This is a genomic window from Pseudomonas sp. BCA17 (assembly GCF_004519405.1).
In the GTDB taxonomy this organism is placed as follows: domain Bacteria; phylum Pseudomonadota; class Gammaproteobacteria; order Pseudomonadales; family Pseudomonadaceae; genus Aquipseudomonas.
This window is the reverse complement of the sequence record NZ_SGWI01000004.1, coordinates 101823-117394: the sequence shown is the minus strand read 5'-3', so window position 1 is coordinate 117394 and position 15572 is coordinate 101823. Positions and strand designations below refer to the sequence as shown.

General features: G+C 58.3%; 14 protein-coding genes. 13 read left to right on the top strand and 1 reads right to left on the bottom strand.

Translation table 11 applies throughout. The features are described from left to right. Positions 1-118: 118 nt before the first annotated feature. From sdhC to EXW71_RS16575, 11 genes are all read left to right on the top strand, one after another. Complete coding sequence (sdhC, locus tag EXW71_RS16625; protein ID WP_016979564.1) at positions 119-493, top strand: succinate dehydrogenase, cytochrome b556 subunit; 375 nt, start codon at positions 119-121, stop codon at positions 491-493. Then, positions 487-855 (top strand): succinate dehydrogenase, hydrophobic membrane anchor protein, encoded by a 369-nt coding sequence (gene sdhD / locus EXW71_RS16620; protein ID WP_016974690.1) that lies wholly within the window; start codon positions 487-489, stop codon positions 853-855. Before sdhC ends, sdhD begins: the two co-directional genes overlap by 7 nt. A gap of 3 nt (positions 856-858) precedes the next feature. Beyond that, the gene (gene sdhA, locus EXW71_RS16615) at positions 859-2631 is read left to right on the top strand and encodes a succinate dehydrogenase flavoprotein subunit (protein WP_123716788.1); all 1773 of its coding nucleotides are present in this window, start codon (positions 859-861) and stop codon (positions 2629-2631) included. An 11-nt stretch (positions 2632-2642) separates the two neighbouring features. Continuing rightward, positions 2643-3347: a succinate dehydrogenase iron-sulfur subunit gene (locus EXW71_RS16610; RefSeq protein ID WP_003172807.1), complete on the top strand. Its 705-nt coding sequence runs from the start codon at positions 2643-2645 to the stop codon at positions 3345-3347. A gap of 261 nt (positions 3348-3608) precedes the next feature. After that, positions 3609-6440, top strand: a complete 2832-nt coding sequence (locus EXW71_RS16605; protein ID WP_134659914.1) for a 2-oxoglutarate dehydrogenase E1 component — start codon at positions 3609-3611, stop codon at positions 6438-6440. A gap of 44 nt (positions 6441-6484) precedes the next feature. Continuing rightward, a complete protein-coding gene (gene odhB, locus EXW71_RS16600) occupies positions 6485-7708 on the top strand; it encodes a 2-oxoglutarate dehydrogenase complex dihydrolipoyllysine-residue succinyltransferase (RefSeq protein WP_134659916.1) in 1224 nt (407 codons plus the stop codon). Positions 7709-7817: 109 nt separating this feature from the next. After that, positions 7818-9254: a dihydrolipoyl dehydrogenase gene (lpdA, locus tag EXW71_RS16595; protein WP_123716791.1), complete on the top strand. Its 1437-nt coding sequence runs from the start codon at positions 7818-7820 to the stop codon at positions 9252-9254. Between the two features lie 204 nt (positions 9255-9458). After that, on the top strand, positions 9459-10625 hold the full coding sequence (gene sucC / locus EXW71_RS16590; protein WP_003233235.1) for an ADP-forming succinate--CoA ligase subunit beta: 1167 nt from the start codon (positions 9459-9461) through the stop codon (positions 10623-10625). Further along, complete coding sequence (sucD, locus tag EXW71_RS16585) at positions 10625-11506, top strand: succinate--CoA ligase subunit alpha (protein ID WP_003172813.1); 882 nt, start codon at positions 10625-10627, stop codon at positions 11504-11506. The genes sucC and sucD overlap by 1 nt, the downstream gene beginning before the upstream one ends. Positions 11507-11872: 366 nt before the next feature. After that, entirely contained in the window at positions 11873-13186 is a 1314-nt protein-coding gene (gene brnQ / locus EXW71_RS16580; RefSeq protein WP_123716792.1) for a branched-chain amino acid transport system II carrier protein, read from the top strand. A 164-nt stretch (positions 13187-13350) separates the two neighbouring features. Beyond that, on the top strand, positions 13351-14091 hold the full coding sequence (locus EXW71_RS16575; RefSeq protein ID WP_134659918.1) for a DUF599 domain-containing protein: 741 nt from the start codon (positions 13351-13353) through the stop codon (positions 14089-14091). 111 nt (positions 14092-14202) lie between these two features. On the opposite strand, the gene EXW71_RS16570 is transcribed toward EXW71_RS16575, so the two are convergent. Then, positions 14203-14460 carry a hypothetical protein gene (locus tag EXW71_RS16570; protein ID WP_123716794.1) on the bottom strand — a complete coding sequence of 86 codons (258 nt, stop codon included), beginning with the start codon at positions 14458-14460 and terminating at the stop codon, positions 14203-14205. A gap of 157 nt (positions 14461-14617) precedes the next feature. Between EXW71_RS16570 and EXW71_RS16565 the strand changes: the two genes are divergently transcribed. After that, entirely contained in the window at positions 14618-15094 is a 477-nt protein-coding gene (locus tag EXW71_RS16565; protein WP_134659920.1) for a PaaI family thioesterase, read from the top strand. Continuing rightward, positions 15091-15543, top strand: a complete 453-nt coding sequence (locus EXW71_RS16560; RefSeq protein ID WP_134659922.1) for a PaaI family thioesterase — start codon at positions 15091-15093, stop codon at positions 15541-15543. Before EXW71_RS16565 ends, EXW71_RS16560 begins: the two co-directional genes overlap by 4 nt. The last annotated feature ends 29 nt before the right edge of the window (positions 15544-15572 follow it).

The following is a 15572-nucleotide window of genomic DNA, read 5'->3' as shown; positions in this document are numbered from 1 at the left end:
AGGGGCTTTTGGGCCTGATTTGATGGGGGTCGCATCCCTGGGTGGTGGTTACCTGACCAGTGCACTCCCCAACAACTTTGCCCTGATTGTTAGGGGCTCTTCAGTGTGAAAAAAAGCCGTGAATAGCCAACGACCTGTAAACCTAGACCTAAGGACCATCAAACTCCCCATCACCGGCGTTACGTCGTTCCTGCACCGTGTTTCCGGCATCATCCTGTTCCTGGGCTTGGGCATCATGCTTTATGCATTGAGCAAATCCCTGGGTTCCGAGGAAGGATACGCCGAGGTGAAGGCATGCTTGACCAGCCCGCTGGCCAAGTTCGTAGCATGGGGCCTCCTGTCCGCTCTGCTTTATCACCTGGTAGCCGGTGTGCGCCACTTGATCATGGATGCGGGTATCGGTGAGACGCTGGAAGGCGGCCGCCTGGGCTCGAAAATCATCATCGCCATTTCCGTGGTGCTGATCGTTCTGGCAGGAGTTTGGATATGGTAACCAGCGTTACGAACCTTTCGCGTTCGGGCCTCTATGACTGGATGGCGCAGCGTGTGTCTGCGGTCGTTCTCGCGGCTTATTTCATTTTTCTGATCGGATACCTCGTCGCGAATCCAGGCATCAGCTATGAGCAATGGCATGGCCTGTTTTCCCACAATGCGATGCGAATCTTCAGTCTGCTGGCCCTTGTAGCCCTGGGCGCTCACGCCTGGGTCGGCATGTGGACCATCGCGACCGACTACCTGACGCCGATGGCGCTGGGCAAGTCCGCGACCGCAGTACGTTTCCTCTTCCAGGCAGTATGCGGCGTCGCGATGTTCGCTTACTTCGTCTGGGGTGTGCAGATTCTTTGGGGTATCTGATTCATGGCTAACATTCCAACTATTTCCTTCGACGCCATTATTATCGGCGGCGGCGGTGCGGGCATGCGCGCAGCGCTGCAACTGGCCCAGGGTGGTCACAAGACTGCCGTGATCACCAAGGTGTTCCCGACCCGTTCCCACACCGTATCGGCCCAGGGTGGCATCACCTGCGCCATCGCTTCCGCCGACCCGAACGATGACTGGCGCTGGCACATGTACGATACCGTCAAGGGTTCCGACTACATCGGTGACCAGGACGCTATCGAGTACATGTGTCAGGAAGGCCCGGCTGCGGTGTTCGAACTGGACCACATGGGTCTGCCGTTCTCCCGTACCGAGCAAGGCCGTATCTACCAGCGTCCATTCGGCGGTCAGTCGAAGGATTACGGTAAAGGCGGGCAGGCTGCCCGTACCTGCGCCGCTTCCGACCGTACCGGTCACGCGCTGCTGCACACCCTTTATCAGGGCAACCTGAAAGCCGGTACCACGTTCCTGAACGAGTACTACGCGGTTGACCTGGTCAAGAACGCCGACGGTGCATTCGTTGGCGTGATCGCCATCTGCATCGAAACCGGTGAAACCACCTACATCCGCGCCAAGGCGACTGTTCTGGCGACGGGCGGTGCAGGCCGGATCTACGCTTCGACCACCAACGCACTGATCAACACCGGCGACGGCGTTGGCATGGCGCTGCGTGCCGGCGTGCCGGTGCAAGACATCGAAATGTGGCAGTTCCACCCGACCGGTATCGCCGGTGCCGGTGTACTGGTTACAGAAGGTTGCCGTGGTGAAGGTGGTTACCTGATCAACAAGCACGGCGAGCGTTTCATGGAGCGTTATGCTCCGAACGCGAAAGACCTGGCGGGTCGTGACGTAGTTGCTCGCTCGATGGTCAAGGAAATCATCGCCGGCAACGGCTGTGGCCCGAATGGCGACCACGTGCTGCTCAAGCTCGATCACTTGGGTGAAGAAGTGCTGCACAGCCGTCTGCCAGGTATCTGCGAGCTGTCCAAGACCTTTGCTCACGTTGACCCGGTGGTTGCTCCGGTTCCGGTTGTTCCGACTTGCCACTATATGATGGGCGGCGTGCCGACCAACATTCATGGCCAGGCGATCACCCAGAATGCCGAAGGCCAGGACGAGATCATCCATGGTCTGTTCGCCGTAGGCGAAGTGGCTTGCGTATCGGTACACGGTGCCAACCGCCTGGGCGGTAACTCGCTGCTCGACCTGGTGGTATTCGGCCGCGCTGCCGGCCTGCACCTGGAAAAAGCCCTGACCGACGGTATCGAGTACGACGACGCGACCGACGCCAACATCGAGGCCGCCCTGGCGCGCCTGAACGCTCTGAACGCGCGTACCGATGGCGAAGACGTGGCTACCCTGCGTCGCGAGCTGCAAAGCTGCATGCAGAACTACTTCGGTGTATTCCGTACCGGCGAATACATGCAGAAGGGTATTGCCCAGTTGGCCGACCTGCGCAAGCGTATCGCCAACGTCAAGATCAACGATAAGAGCCAGGCGTTCAACACCGCTCGTATCGAAGCCCTTGAGCTGCAAAACCTGTTGGAAGTGGCCGAAGCAACTGCAATCGCCGCCGAGGTTCGTAAAGAATCCCGTGGTGCCCACGCCCGTGAAGACTTCGAAGATCGCGACGACGAAAACTGGTTGTGCCACACCCTGTACTTCCCGGGTGACAAGCGCGTAACCAAGCGTGCCGTTAACTTCTCGCCGAAGACGGTTCCGACGTTTGAACCGAAGATTCGGACTTACTAAGGGTGGCTGCCATGTTGAAAGTCAGTGTTTATCGCTACAACCCTGATCAGGACGCCGCGCCGTTCATGCAGGAATTCCAGGTCGATACCGGTGGTAAAGACCTGATGGTGCTGGATGTATTGGCACTGATCAAAGAGCAGGACGAAGGTTTCTCGTATCGTCGCTCTTGCCGTGAAGGTGTATGCGGTTCCGACGGCATGAACATCAACGGCAAAAACGGCCTGGCGTGTATCACGCCGCTGTCCGCCGTGGTTAAAGGCAACAAGCTGATCGTTCGTCCTCTGCCAGGTTTGCCGGTTATCCGTGACCTGGTCGTTGATATGAGCATCTTCTACAAGCAATACGAGAAAGTTAAGCCGTTCCTGCAGAACGACACGCCGGCTCCGGCCATCGAGCGTCTGCAGTCCCCGGAAGAGCGTGAAAAGCTCGACGGTCTGTACGAGTGCATCCTGTGCGCTTGCTGCTCGACTTCGTGCCCGTCCTTCTGGTGGAACCCGGACAAGTTCCTGGGTCCAGCCGCTCTGCTGCAAGCGTACCGCTTCCTGGCAGACAGCCGTGATACCAAGACGTCCGAGCGTCTGGCTTCACTGGATGACCCGTTCAGCGTATTCCGCTGCCGCGGGATCATGAACTGCGTCAACGTATGTCCCAAAGGCCTGAACCCGACTAAGGCCATTGGTCACATCCGTAACATGCTGCTGCAAAGCGGCGTGTAAGCGACGTTGTAGCAAAGCAGGACCGTTGTGCCCGTAGATGCTGCGGCGCAGGCTTCAACCGGCGCCGTAGTTTTAACCTGAGCAGCGACTTACAAGGTCGCGGCTCTTATTTTGAAGAAATGAGACAAGCAGGGGCATCCGGGTTGGTACCCGGACTATCAGCGTGATCCTAAGTGGCTTGTTTTGGTCGCTGCACTCGGCCTTTTGCAAGCAGACTCGGTGTCTTCGCCGGTGGTGTCCCCTAACCGAGGGTGACCAAGCATGCAAGAAAGCGTGATGCAGCGCATGTGGAACAGCGGCTATCTTTCAGGTGGTAACGCTGCCTATGTGGAAGAGCTTTATGAGCTCTACCTGCACGACCCTAACGCTGTGCCAGAAGAATGGCGCACCAAATTTCAGACGTTGTCTTCAGACGGCAACGCTGCCACCGATGTATCGCATGCAACAATTCGCGATCAGTTTGTGCTGCTGGCAAAGAACCAGCGCCGCGCCCAACCGGTTTCCGCCGGCAGCGTGAGCAGTGAGCACGAGAAGAAGCAAGTTGAAGTACTGCGACTGATCCAGGCTTACCGGATGCGTGGCCACCAGGCGGCCCAGCTTGACCCGCTGGGGCTCTGGAAGCGTCCTGCACCTGCTGACCTGTCGATCAATCATTACGGCTTGACCAATGCCGATCTTGATACGACCTTCCGTGCCGGCGACCTGTTCATCGGCAAAGAGGAAGCGAGCCTACGCGAAATTCACGAAGCGTTGCAGCAGACATATTGCCGCACCATCGGCGCTGAGTTTACGCACATCACCGATTCCGAGCAGCGCCAGTGGTTCCAGCATCGTCTGGAAGGTGTGCGTGGCCGTCCGGTGTTGTCCGCCGATGTCCGCAGCCACTTGCTGGAGCGCGTGACCGCAGCTGAAGGTCTCGAAAAATACCTGGGCACCAAATACCCAGGCACCAAGCGCTTCGGCCTGGAAGGCGGCGAAAGCCTGATTCCGATGCTCGACGAACTGATCCAGCGTTCCGGTTCCTACGGCACCAAGGAAATCGTGATCGGCATGGCTCACCGTGGTCGCCTGAACGTGTTGGTCAACACCTTCGGCAAGAACCCGCGTGAGCTGTTCGACGAGTTCGAAGGCAAGAAGAAGGTCGAGCTGGGTTCCGGTGACGTTAAATACCACCAGGGCTTCTCGTCCAACGTAATGACCACCGGCGGTGAAGTTCACTTGGCCATGGCGTTCAACCCATCCCACCTGGAAATCGTTTCTCCAGTGGTCGAGGGTTCGGTGCGCGCCCGTCAGGATCGTCGTAACGACTCCACCGGTGAGAAAGTCCTGCCGATTTCCATCCACGGTGACGCGGCATTCGCCGGTCAAGGCGTGGTACTGGAAACGTTCCAGATGTCGCAGACTCGCGGCTTCAAGACCGGCGGTACCGTTCACATCGTCATCAACAACCAGGTGGGCTTCACCATCAGCAACCCGTTGGACGCGCGTTCCACCGAGTACGCCACCGACGTTGCCAAGATGATCCAGGCGCCGATCCTCCATGTGAATGGTGATGATCCGGAAGCCGTGCTGTTCGTGACCCAGCTCGCGATCGACTACCGCATGCAGTTCAAGCGTGACGTGGTCATCGACTTGGTTTGCTACCGCCGTCGCGGTCACAACGAAGCGGATGAGCCTAGCGGCACCCAGCCGTTGATGTACCAGCAGATCACCAAGCAGCGCACCACCCGTGAACTGTACGCCGACAGCCTGATCAAGGCCGGTGTGGTCGACGATGCGCGTGTTCAGGCGAAAGTCGATGAATACCGCAACGCGCTGGATAACGGTCTGCATGTAGTAAAAAGCCTGGTCAAAGAGCCGAACAAAGAACTGTTCGTTGACTGGCGTCCGTACCTGGGCCACGCCTGGACTGCGCGTCACGACACCTCGTTTGATCTGAAAACCCTGCAGGAACTGTCCGCCAAGCTGCTGGAAATCCCGGAAGGCTTCGTGGTGCAGCGCCAGGTTGCGAAGATCTACGAAGACCGTCAAAAGATGCAAGCCGGTGGCCTGCCGATCAACTGGGGTTACGCTGAGACCATGGCGTACGCGACCCTGGCGTTCGAAGGTCACCCGATCCGCATGACCGGCCAGGACATCGGCCGTGGTACGTTCTCGCACCGTCACGCGGTATTGCACAACCAGAAAGACGCGGGCACCTACATTCCGTTGCAGCACCTGTACGAAGGCCAGCCACGTTTCGACCTGTACGATTCGTTCCTGTCCGAAGAGGCCGTACTGGCATTCGAATACGGTTATTCCACCACCACGCCAAACGCGCTGGTGATCTGGGAAGCCCAGTTCGGTGACTTCGCCAACGGTGCCCAGGTGGTGATCGACCAGTTCATCACCAGCGGTGAGCACAAGTGGGGCCGCCTGTGCGGTCTGACCATGTTGCTGCCACACGGTTATGAAGGTCAGGGTCCGGAGCACTCTTCGGCCCGTCTGGAGCGTTACCTGCAGCTGTGCGCCGAGCACAACATTCAGGTGTGCGTGCCGACTACCCCGGCCCAGATCTACCACTTGCTGCGTCGCCAGGTGATCCGCCCGCTGCGCAAGCCGCTGGTAGTGCTGACCCCGAAATCGCTGTTGCGTCACAAATTGGCCATCTCGACCCTGGAAGATCTGGCCGATGGTTCGTTCCAGACCGTGATTCCAGAAATCGACACCCTGGACGCCGCCAAGGTCACTCGCCTGATCCTGTGCAGTGGCAAGGTTTACTACGATCTGCTGGAAAAGCGCCGTGCCGAAGGCCGCGAAGACATCGCCATTGTGCGTATCGAGCAGCTTTACCCGTTCCCGGAAGACGACCTGATGGAGGCCATCGCGCCTTACACCAACCTCACCAATGTGGTGTGGTGCCAGGAAGAGCCGATGAACCAGGGCGCGTGGTACAGCAGCCAGCATCACCTGCGTCGCAGCATCGGTAACCACAACAAGGCCCTGGGCCTGGAATACGCCGGTCGCGATGCTTCTGCTGCGCCTGCGTGTGGTTATGCGTCGATGCACGCCGAGCAGCAGGAAAAACTGCTGCAAGATGCTTTCACTGTTTAACGCCTTCGCGCTGACTGAAACCGAATTTTAAGGACCCACAGATAATGGCTATCGAAATCAAAGCCCCGTCATTCCCGGAATCGGTTGCCGATGGCACCGTTGCCACCTGGCACAAGAAACCAGGCGACGCTGTAAAGCGTGACGACCTGATCGTCGACATCGAGACCGACAAAGTCGTTCTGGAAGTGTTGGCCGAAGCTGACGGCGTGCTGGGCGCGATCGTTGCTGAAGAGGGCGCTACCGTCCTGTCGAACCAGGTCCTGGGCTCGATCGAAGAGGGCGGCGCTGCTGCACCTGCTCCTGCCGCCGCCGCTGCACCTGCCGCCTCGGCTCCAGCTGCCGCTCCGGCTGCCGGCGCTGAAGACCCGATCGCTGCACCGGCTGCGCGTCAGCTGGCTGAAGAAAACGGCATCAACCTGGCTTCCCTCAAAGGCACCGGCAAAGACGGCCGTGTGACCAAGGAAGACGTGGTTGCTGCTGTTGAAGCCAAGAAGAACGCTCCGGCTGCCGCACCTGCCAAGGCTGCTGCCCCGGCCGCAGCTGCTCCAGTGTTCGCTGCCGGCGATCGCACCGAGAAGCGCGTACCGATGACCCGCGTGCGTGCCACCGTGGCCAAGCGTCTGGTTGAAGCACAGTCGAACATGGCGATGCTGACCACGTTCAACGAAGTCGACATGACCGAAGTCATGGCCCTGCGTTCGAAGTACAAGGACCTGTTCGAGAAGTCCCACAACGGCGTACGCCTGGGCTTCATGTCGTTCTTCGTGAAAGCGGCCACCGAAGCGCTCAAGCGCTTCCCGGCGGTCAACGCGTCGATCGACGGCAGCGACATCGTTTACCACGGCTACGCGGACATCGGCGTTGCCGTTTCCAGCGACCGTGGCCTGGTAGTTCCGGTTCTGCGTAACGCCGAACTGATGAGCCTGGCTGAAATCGAAGGCGGCATCGCCACCTTCGGCAAGAAAGCCCGTGACGGCAAGCTGTCCATCGACGAGATGACCGGTGGTACCTTCACCATCACCAACGGTGGTACCTTCGGTTCGATGATGTCGACCCCGATTGTCAACCCGCCGCAAGCTGCGATCCTGGGCATGCACAACATCATCCAGCGTCCGATGGCCATCAACGGCCAAGTCGTGATCCGCCCGATGATGTACCTGGCGCTGTCGTACGATCACCGCCTGATCGATGGTAAAGAAGCCGTGACGTTCCTGGTGACCATCAAGAACCTGCTGGAAGACCCGGCTCGTCTGCTTCTGGATATCTAAAAAGCAGCTGCAAGTTTCAAGCTGCAAGCTCCAGGCTCGAAGCGGGCGATCGGTGCTTTCAACTTGTGACTTGCAGCTTGTAGCTTGCAGCTAAAATGGGAACCTTTTTATGACACAGAAATTTGACGTGGTAGTGATTGGTGCAGGTCCTGGCGGCTATGTGGCCGCCATCAAGGCCGCACAACTGGGCCTCTCGACTGCTTGCATCGAAAAATACACCGACAAGGAAGGCAAACTGGCGCTGGGCGGCACTTGCCTGAACGTGGGTTGCATTCCTTCCAAGGCGCTGCTGGACAGCTCCTGGAAATTCCACGAAGCCCAAGATGGCTTCGCGATCCACGGTATCAATCACGCTGGCGTGACCATGGACGTGCCAGCGATGGTCGGCCGTAAAGCCAACATCGTCAAAGGCCTGACTTCCGGCGTTGCCACCTTGTTCAAGGCCAACGGCGTGACTTCCCTGCAAGGCCACGGCAAGTTGCTGGCTGGCAAGAAAGTTGAAATCACCAAGCCGGACGGCTCGGTAGAAGTCATCGAAGCCGAGAACGTGATCCTGGCTCCAGGTTCGCGTCCAATCGACATTCCACCGGCTCCGGTTGACCAGAAAGTGATCGTCGATTCGACCGGCGCTCTGGAATTCCAAGCTGTGCCTAAGCGCCTGGGCGTGATCGGCGCTGGCGTGATCGGCCTGGAACTGGGTTCGGTATGGTCCCGTCTGGGTGCTGAAGTGACTGTGCTGGAAGCCCTAGACACGTTCCTGCTGGCTGCCGACACTGCTGTGTCCAAAGAAGCGCTGAAAACCCTGACCAAACAAGGTCTGGACATCAAGCTGGGCGCTCGCGTGACCGGTTCGAAAGTCAACGGCGAAGAAGTTGTTGTCAACTACACCGACAAGGATGGCGAAAAGACCATCACTTTCGACAAGCTGATCGTGGCCGTGGGGCGCCGTCCGGTGACTACCGACCTGCTGGCGGCTGACAGCGGCGTGAACATTGACGAGCGTGGCTTCATCCACGTTGATGATCACTGCGCTACCACCGTACCTGGCGTGTACGCCATCGGTGACGTGGTTCGCGGCATGATGCTGGCGCACAAGGCTTCCGAAGAAGGCATCATGGTTGTCGAGCGCATCAAGGGCCACAAGACCCAGATGAACTACGACCTGATCCCATCGGTTATCTACACCCACCCGGAAATTGCATGGGTCGGCAAGAACGAACAGCAGTTGAAAGCTGAAGGCGTTGAAGTTAACGTCGGCACCTTCCCGTTTGCCGCTTCCGGCCGTGCCATGGCAGCCAACGACACCGGTGGTTTCGTCAAAGTCATCGCTGATGCCAAGACTGACCGCGTATTGGGCGTCCACGTGATTGGCCCGAGCGCTGCAGAACTGGTTCAGCAAGGCGCGATCGGTATGGAATTCGGCACCAGTGCCGAGGACCTGGGCATGATGGTCTTCTCCCATCCGACCCTGTCCGAAGCGTTGCACGAAGCAGCGTTGGCTGTGAATGGCGGCGCCATCCACATCGCCAACAAGAAGAAGCGTTAAGCGAGATAATAAGAAACCACGGCGGAGTTGCCCGTCGTGAGCCTTGCGCGCAAGACTCACCGCGGAATATCCGCTGGACGCAGCCTTGCACAGCTTTACGGGCCTTGAGCCCTGCAAGCTGTGCAAGCAGCAGTCACAGGTGGCGCGGCACTCATAATGAGCGCAGCGCCGAATGCGCAGTACCTAACGAAGACGGTAAAAAGCATGAATCTTCACGAGTATCAGGGTAAGCAGCTGTTCGCTGAATACGGCCTGCCAGTTTCCAAGGGCTACGCAGTAGACACCCCGGAAGCAGCAGCAGAAGCTTGCGACAAAATTGGCGGCACTGAATGGGTTGTCAAAGCCCAGGTTCACGCCGGTGGTCGCGGTAAAGCGGGCGGCGTTAAGCTGGTTCGCAGCAAAGAAGACGCCAAGGCCTTCGCACAGCAGTGGCTGGGCAAGCGTCTGGTGACTTACCAGACTGATGCCAATGGCCAGCCAGTCACCAAGATCCTGGTTGAATCGTGCACTGATATCGCTAAAGAGCTGTACCTGGGCGCTGTCGTTGACCGTTCGAGCCGTCGCATCGTGTTCATGGCTTCCACCGAAGGTGGCGTGGACATCGAGAAAATCGCTCACGAAACCCCAGAAAAAATTCTGAAAGCCACTATCGATCCACTGGTTGGCGCTCAGCCATTCCAGGGTCGTGAGCTGGCTTTCCAGCTGGGCCTGGAAGGCAAGCAAGTTGCCCAGTTCGCCAAGATCTTCGTAGGTCTGGCCAAACTGTTCCAGGATCACGATCTGGCCCTGCTGGAAGTGAACCCGCTGGTGATCAAGGCCGACGGCGATCTGCACTGCCTGGATGCCAAGATCAACATCGACGCCAACGCCATGTACCGTCAGCCTAAGCTGAAGACTTTCCACGATCCGTCGCAAGACGATCCGCGCGAAGCGCACGCTGCCAAGTTCGAACTGAACTACGTAGCCCTGGAAGGTAACATCGGCTGCATGGTCAACGGTGCCGGCCTGGCCATGGGTACCATGGACATCGTCAACCTGCATGGCGGCAAACCAGCCAACTTCCTCGACGTAGGCGGCGGTGCTACCAAAGAGCGCGTTACCGAAGCGTTCAAGATCATCCTGTCCGACTCCAACGTCGCTGCAGTATTGGTCAACATCTTCGGCGGCATCGTTCGTTGCGACATGATTGCCGAAGGCATCATCGGTGCAGTGAAAGAAGTTGGCGTTAAAATCCCGGTTGTTGTTCGCCTCGAAGGTAACAACGCTGAACTGGGCGCTAAAGTACTGGCAGAAAGCGGTTTGAACATCATCGCGGCTACCAGCCTGACCGACGCTGCTCAACAAGTTGTCAAAGCTGCGGAGGGCAAATAATGAGCGTCCTGATCAATAAAGACACCAAAGTTATCTGCCAGGGTATTACCGGTTCGCAAGGTAGTTTCCACACCCAGCAAGCCATCGAATACGGCACCAAGATGGTTGGCGGCGTAACTCCGGGCAAAGGCGGTACCGAGCACCTGGGCCTGCCAGTGTTCAACACCGTGAAAGACGCTGTAGCTGCCACTGGCGCCACCGCCAGCGTGATCTACGTTCCAGCTCCTTTCTGCAAGGACTCCATCCTGGAAGCGGCATTCGGCGGCATCAAGCTGATCGTCTGCATCACCGAAGGCATTCCTACCCTGGACATGCTGGACGCTAAAGTTAAGTGCGACGAGCTGGGCGTAGTCCTGATCGGCCCTAACTGCCCAGGCGTGATCACTCCAGGCGAATGCAAGATCGGCATCATGCCAGGTCACATTCACTTGCCAGGTAAAGTCGGTATCGTTTCCCGTTCCGGCACCCTGACCTACGAAGCTGTCAAGCAGACTACTGACGCCGGTTTCGGTCAGTCGACTTGCGTCGGCATCGGTGGTGACCCGATCCCGGGCTCCAACTTCATCGACATCCTGAAGCTGTTCCAGGAAGACCCGAAGACCGAAGCGATCGTGATGATCGGTGAGATCGGCGGTTCGGCTGAAGAAGAAGCGGCTGCCTACATCAAGGCACACGTGACCAAGCCGGTTGTTTCCTACATTGCTGGTGTGACTGCCCCTGCTGGCAAGCGCATGGGCCATGCTGGCGCAATCATCTCCGGCGGCAAAGGCACTGCAGACGAGAAATTCGCTGCACTGCAAGACGCAGGTGTAAAAACCGTGCGTTCGCTGGCAGACATCGGCAAAGCCCTGGCTGAGCTGACTGGTTGGGCTGTCAAGTAAGCCTCGCGCTTAGCTGACGCTTCACCACACAAAGGCCACCTTCGGGTGGCCTTTGTGCGTTTAAGGGCAGTTGCAAGCTTTCAAGCTGCAAAGCCTGAGACTGCGCTCTTCCTTGCCGCTTGAAGCTTGCCACCTGCCGCTGTTCTTACAAGAACGCGACATTTGAATGTCGCTTATCGGACAGTCCGCCCCGCAACAGTGCGCTTGTCAGCCTAATTCTGTACTCTAGCCGCCTCTTTATGCGTCCGTATCCCAAAAGGAAGCTGCGCGCTAGACCGGTCGGCTCCCATAAGGGCCGGCAGCATTTCCCTCATCCATAGGGAAGCCCTCTCTAAATTCCGATTCAGCAGTGTGGTATTTCCTCAAATGAAAGTGTTGAAAAGCCAGGATATCCTGGCGCTGGGCTTTATGACCTTTGCCCTGTTCGTGGGCGCGGGCAACATCATCTTCCCGCCTATCGTCGGTTTGCAATCCGGGCCTGGGGTCTGGGTCGCGGCTCTCGGCTTCCTGATCACAGCGGTGGGTTTGCCGGTGGTCACCGTGATCGCCCTGGCCAAAGTTGGCGGCGGCATGGACGCGTTGAGCAGCCCAATCGGCAAGATCGCCGGTGGCTTGCTCGCGGCGGCGGCGTATCTGGCGGTAGGGCCGCTGTTCGCTACGCCGCGCACCGCGACCGTTTCGTTCGAAGTAGGCCTGGCACCGTTGACTGGCGAAAGCCCGCTGGCGTTGTTCCTCTACAGCTCGGTGTATTTCCTGGTGGTGTTCTTCGTTTCCCTGTACCCAGGCCGACTGCTGGACACCGTGGGTCGTTTCCTGGCACCGCTGAAAATCATCGCGCTGGCCATTCTCGGCATCGCCGCGTTTGCCTTGCCGGCAGGTGATGTGGGCGTCGCTACGCCGGAATACGTCGCTGCACCGTTTTCCCAAGGTTTCATCAATGGTTACCTGACCATGGATACCTTGGGGGCGCTGGTGTTCGGTATCGTCATCGTCAATGCCATCCGCTCCCGTGGGGTGCAGTCGCCGCAGTTGATCACCCGCTATGCGATCATTGCCGGGTTGATTGCCGGCGTGGGCCTGGCGCTGGTGTACATCAGCCTGTTCCGCCTGGGGGCGGGCAGCCATGCCGTCGCCGCTGGTGCGAGCAACGGTGCTGCGGTGCTGCACGCTTACGTGCAATACACCTTCGGTTCCCTGGGCAGTGGCTTCCTTGCGGTGCTGATCTCGCTGGCCTGCCTGGTCACTGCTGTGGGCCTGACCTGCGCCTGCGCCGAGTACTTCAGCAAAATCCTGCCGTTGTCCTATAAGACGCTGGTCGTGATCCTGGCGCTGTTCTCGCTGTTCGTGTCGAATCTGGGCCTGACCAAGCTGATTGCCTTCTCGATTCCAGTGCTCACCGCGATCTACCCGCCGTGTATCGTGTTGGTGGCGCTGAGCTTCTGCAAAGGCTTCTGGCAGGAGCAGGGACGTATCGTTGGCCCGGTGATGCTGGTGTCCTTCATCTTTGGCTGCATCGACGCGCTTAAAGGTGCAGGCCTGGCGGATTGGATGCCCGCCCAACTGGCGCACCTGCCGCTGAGTGAGCAAGGTCTGGCGTGGCTGGTGCCGTCGGTGATGATCCTGGTCGTGGCTGTGGTGATTGACCGCATGCTCGGCAAGCGCAGCGAAGCCATCGCCTGACCCACAGGTTTCGCGCTGCACTGAAATGCCCCGTATCAATCGATACGGGGCATTTTTTATACGTGTGAGGCAGTACCTTCTAGAGTTGAAACTCGGTAAGTGTGGGCGGGCTCGTTTGCACATTTGACCGAGCTCTTCACATTCTCTCGTTTAACAGGACCCGCATGTCGTTCATCGAAACCAATCAGATCCACTTGCTTGCCGCCCTCTGGTTCATCCTGTGCTGGGGCGGCTATACCCGATACGCCACCTGGAAGGCCCGTGACACCGCGTGTCTGGCCAGCGTGCTGCATCTGTATCGTGAAGATTGGATGCGCCGCATGCTGTTGCGGGACAACCGTATTGCCGATGCCAGCGTGATCGGCAATCTGGAGCGCAATGCTTCGTTCTTTGCCTCGAGTACCCTGATCATTCTCGCCGGGATTCTTACCGTGCTGGGCGCCTCGGAGCGCGCGGTGTCGCTGTTGGCCGACATTCCGATGGTGCAGCAGGCATCCCAGGGCATGTCGGAAATCAAGCTGTTGTGCCTGGCGCTGGTATTCGTCTACGCGTTCTTCACCTTCAGCTGGTGCATGCGTCAGTACAATTTTGCAGCGGTACTGGTAGGGTCGGCGCCGATGATCGGTGAGCGGGATGTGTCGGAGCAGGAGCGCAGGGCATTTGCCTTGCGGGCGGCAAGGGTGATTTCCATGGCCGCCAACCAGTTCAACTTCGGCCTGCGTTCTTATTACTTCGGTATGACCATGCTGGCCTGGTTTGTCAGCCCCTGGTTGTTCATGTTGATGAGCAGCGGGGTAGTGCTGGTCTTGTACCGCCGGGAGTTTCATTCAGACGTGTTGCAGGTGATGGTCTATACCCAGACCGATACGGCGACGCCTGAAGTCGCTAAAGAGGCAGTGTCTTAACCGGTAGTCGCGACTCAACTGCGTACCGTCAGGAAAAAACAGCAGACAAAGTAAAGCCCGCTATAAAAGCGGGCTTTCTTTATTGCTGCACTGCTGATTCAAACCAAACGATTATTGCTTGGCGGGTTCTGCAGGTGCGGCAGGTGCTGCTTCTTTCGCTGCGGCGGCGTTCGATTCAGCCTGAGCTTTGGCAGCTTCGGCGTTTTCTTTCGCGGCATCGTTCACTTTATCCTGTGCTTTAGCCATGTCTTTCTGAGCTTGCTCAGAATGGGCAGCAGCATCTTGGGCTTTGTCTTCGGATTTCTTGTCGCAGGCAGCGAGGCCGAGAGCAGCGGCCAGCATCATGGAAATAGCTAAAGTCTTGCGCATGGGGTGTTTCTCCTTATTGAAGATATCTACTGGCCTTTCGAACCTAAGGGGCCACCATTAGTTCCTTTTATCCCACAGATATATAAAGCTTTTCTCCAAGGAACTTTCATCGCGAATCCTCATCCGCCGTATCCACATTAATAAGAGTCTGAACCCAATGACCGAAAACCCTTTGTCGGCACGCGCTACCCGCTTTGTTTCAGCGCTGCGCCATTGCCAAGTGCTCGGTGTGAGCGTGCATGCTGCCAGCGAGGAAGGCATGACCCTGATACTGCCCTACGGCCCGCACATCGTCGGTGATCCCCGCACTGGCGTGATACATGGCGGTGCGCTCACATCCTTGATGGACACTGCCTGCGGCTTGGCCACGCTGTGCGTATTGCCCGAGTTCGAGGTGTGCCCGACTCTGGACCTGCGTGTTGACTACATGCATCCCGCCGAGCCGCATAAACCTGTGTATGGCTTTGCCCAATGCTACCGGGTGACCACCGACGTGATTTTCACCCGTGGCTTCGCGTATCAGGACGACCCGCAGCAGCCAATCGCCCATGTAGTCGGCACTTTCATGCGCATGGGCAAGCGCCTCAAGGGCACCCAAGGGCTGGGCAGTGCGATCAAGGGAGAGCAGGCATGACGCACCGATTCAAGACGCGTATCGAACAGGCGCACGCGCGCGGCGATTACGAAGCGCTGCTCGACCTGATTCCCTATGCCAAGTTGATCGGCATTGAATGCACGCGGTTGGGAGACGAGTTGCTGTTTCGCTTGCCGGCCAACAAGGACAACATTGGTAACCCGATATTACCGGCGCTGCACGGTGGGGTGATTGCCGGCTTTATGGAGCTGTCGGCCGCATTGCATCTGTTGGTATTCACCGGTGCGCCAGGCGTGCCGAAAATCATCGACTTTTCCCTGGATTATCTGCGCGCAGGCCAGTTTCGCGATACTTACGCCAAGTGCCAGGTGTGGCGCCAGGGCCGACGTGTGGCGAATGTGGCGATCACGGCCTGGCAAAGCACGCCGGCCGAGCCGATTGCCACCGCTCGGGCACATTTCAAGATCGAGGAAGTGGAGCGCTCTTGAAATCCTGGTCTTAGCCCCCAACTTTGATG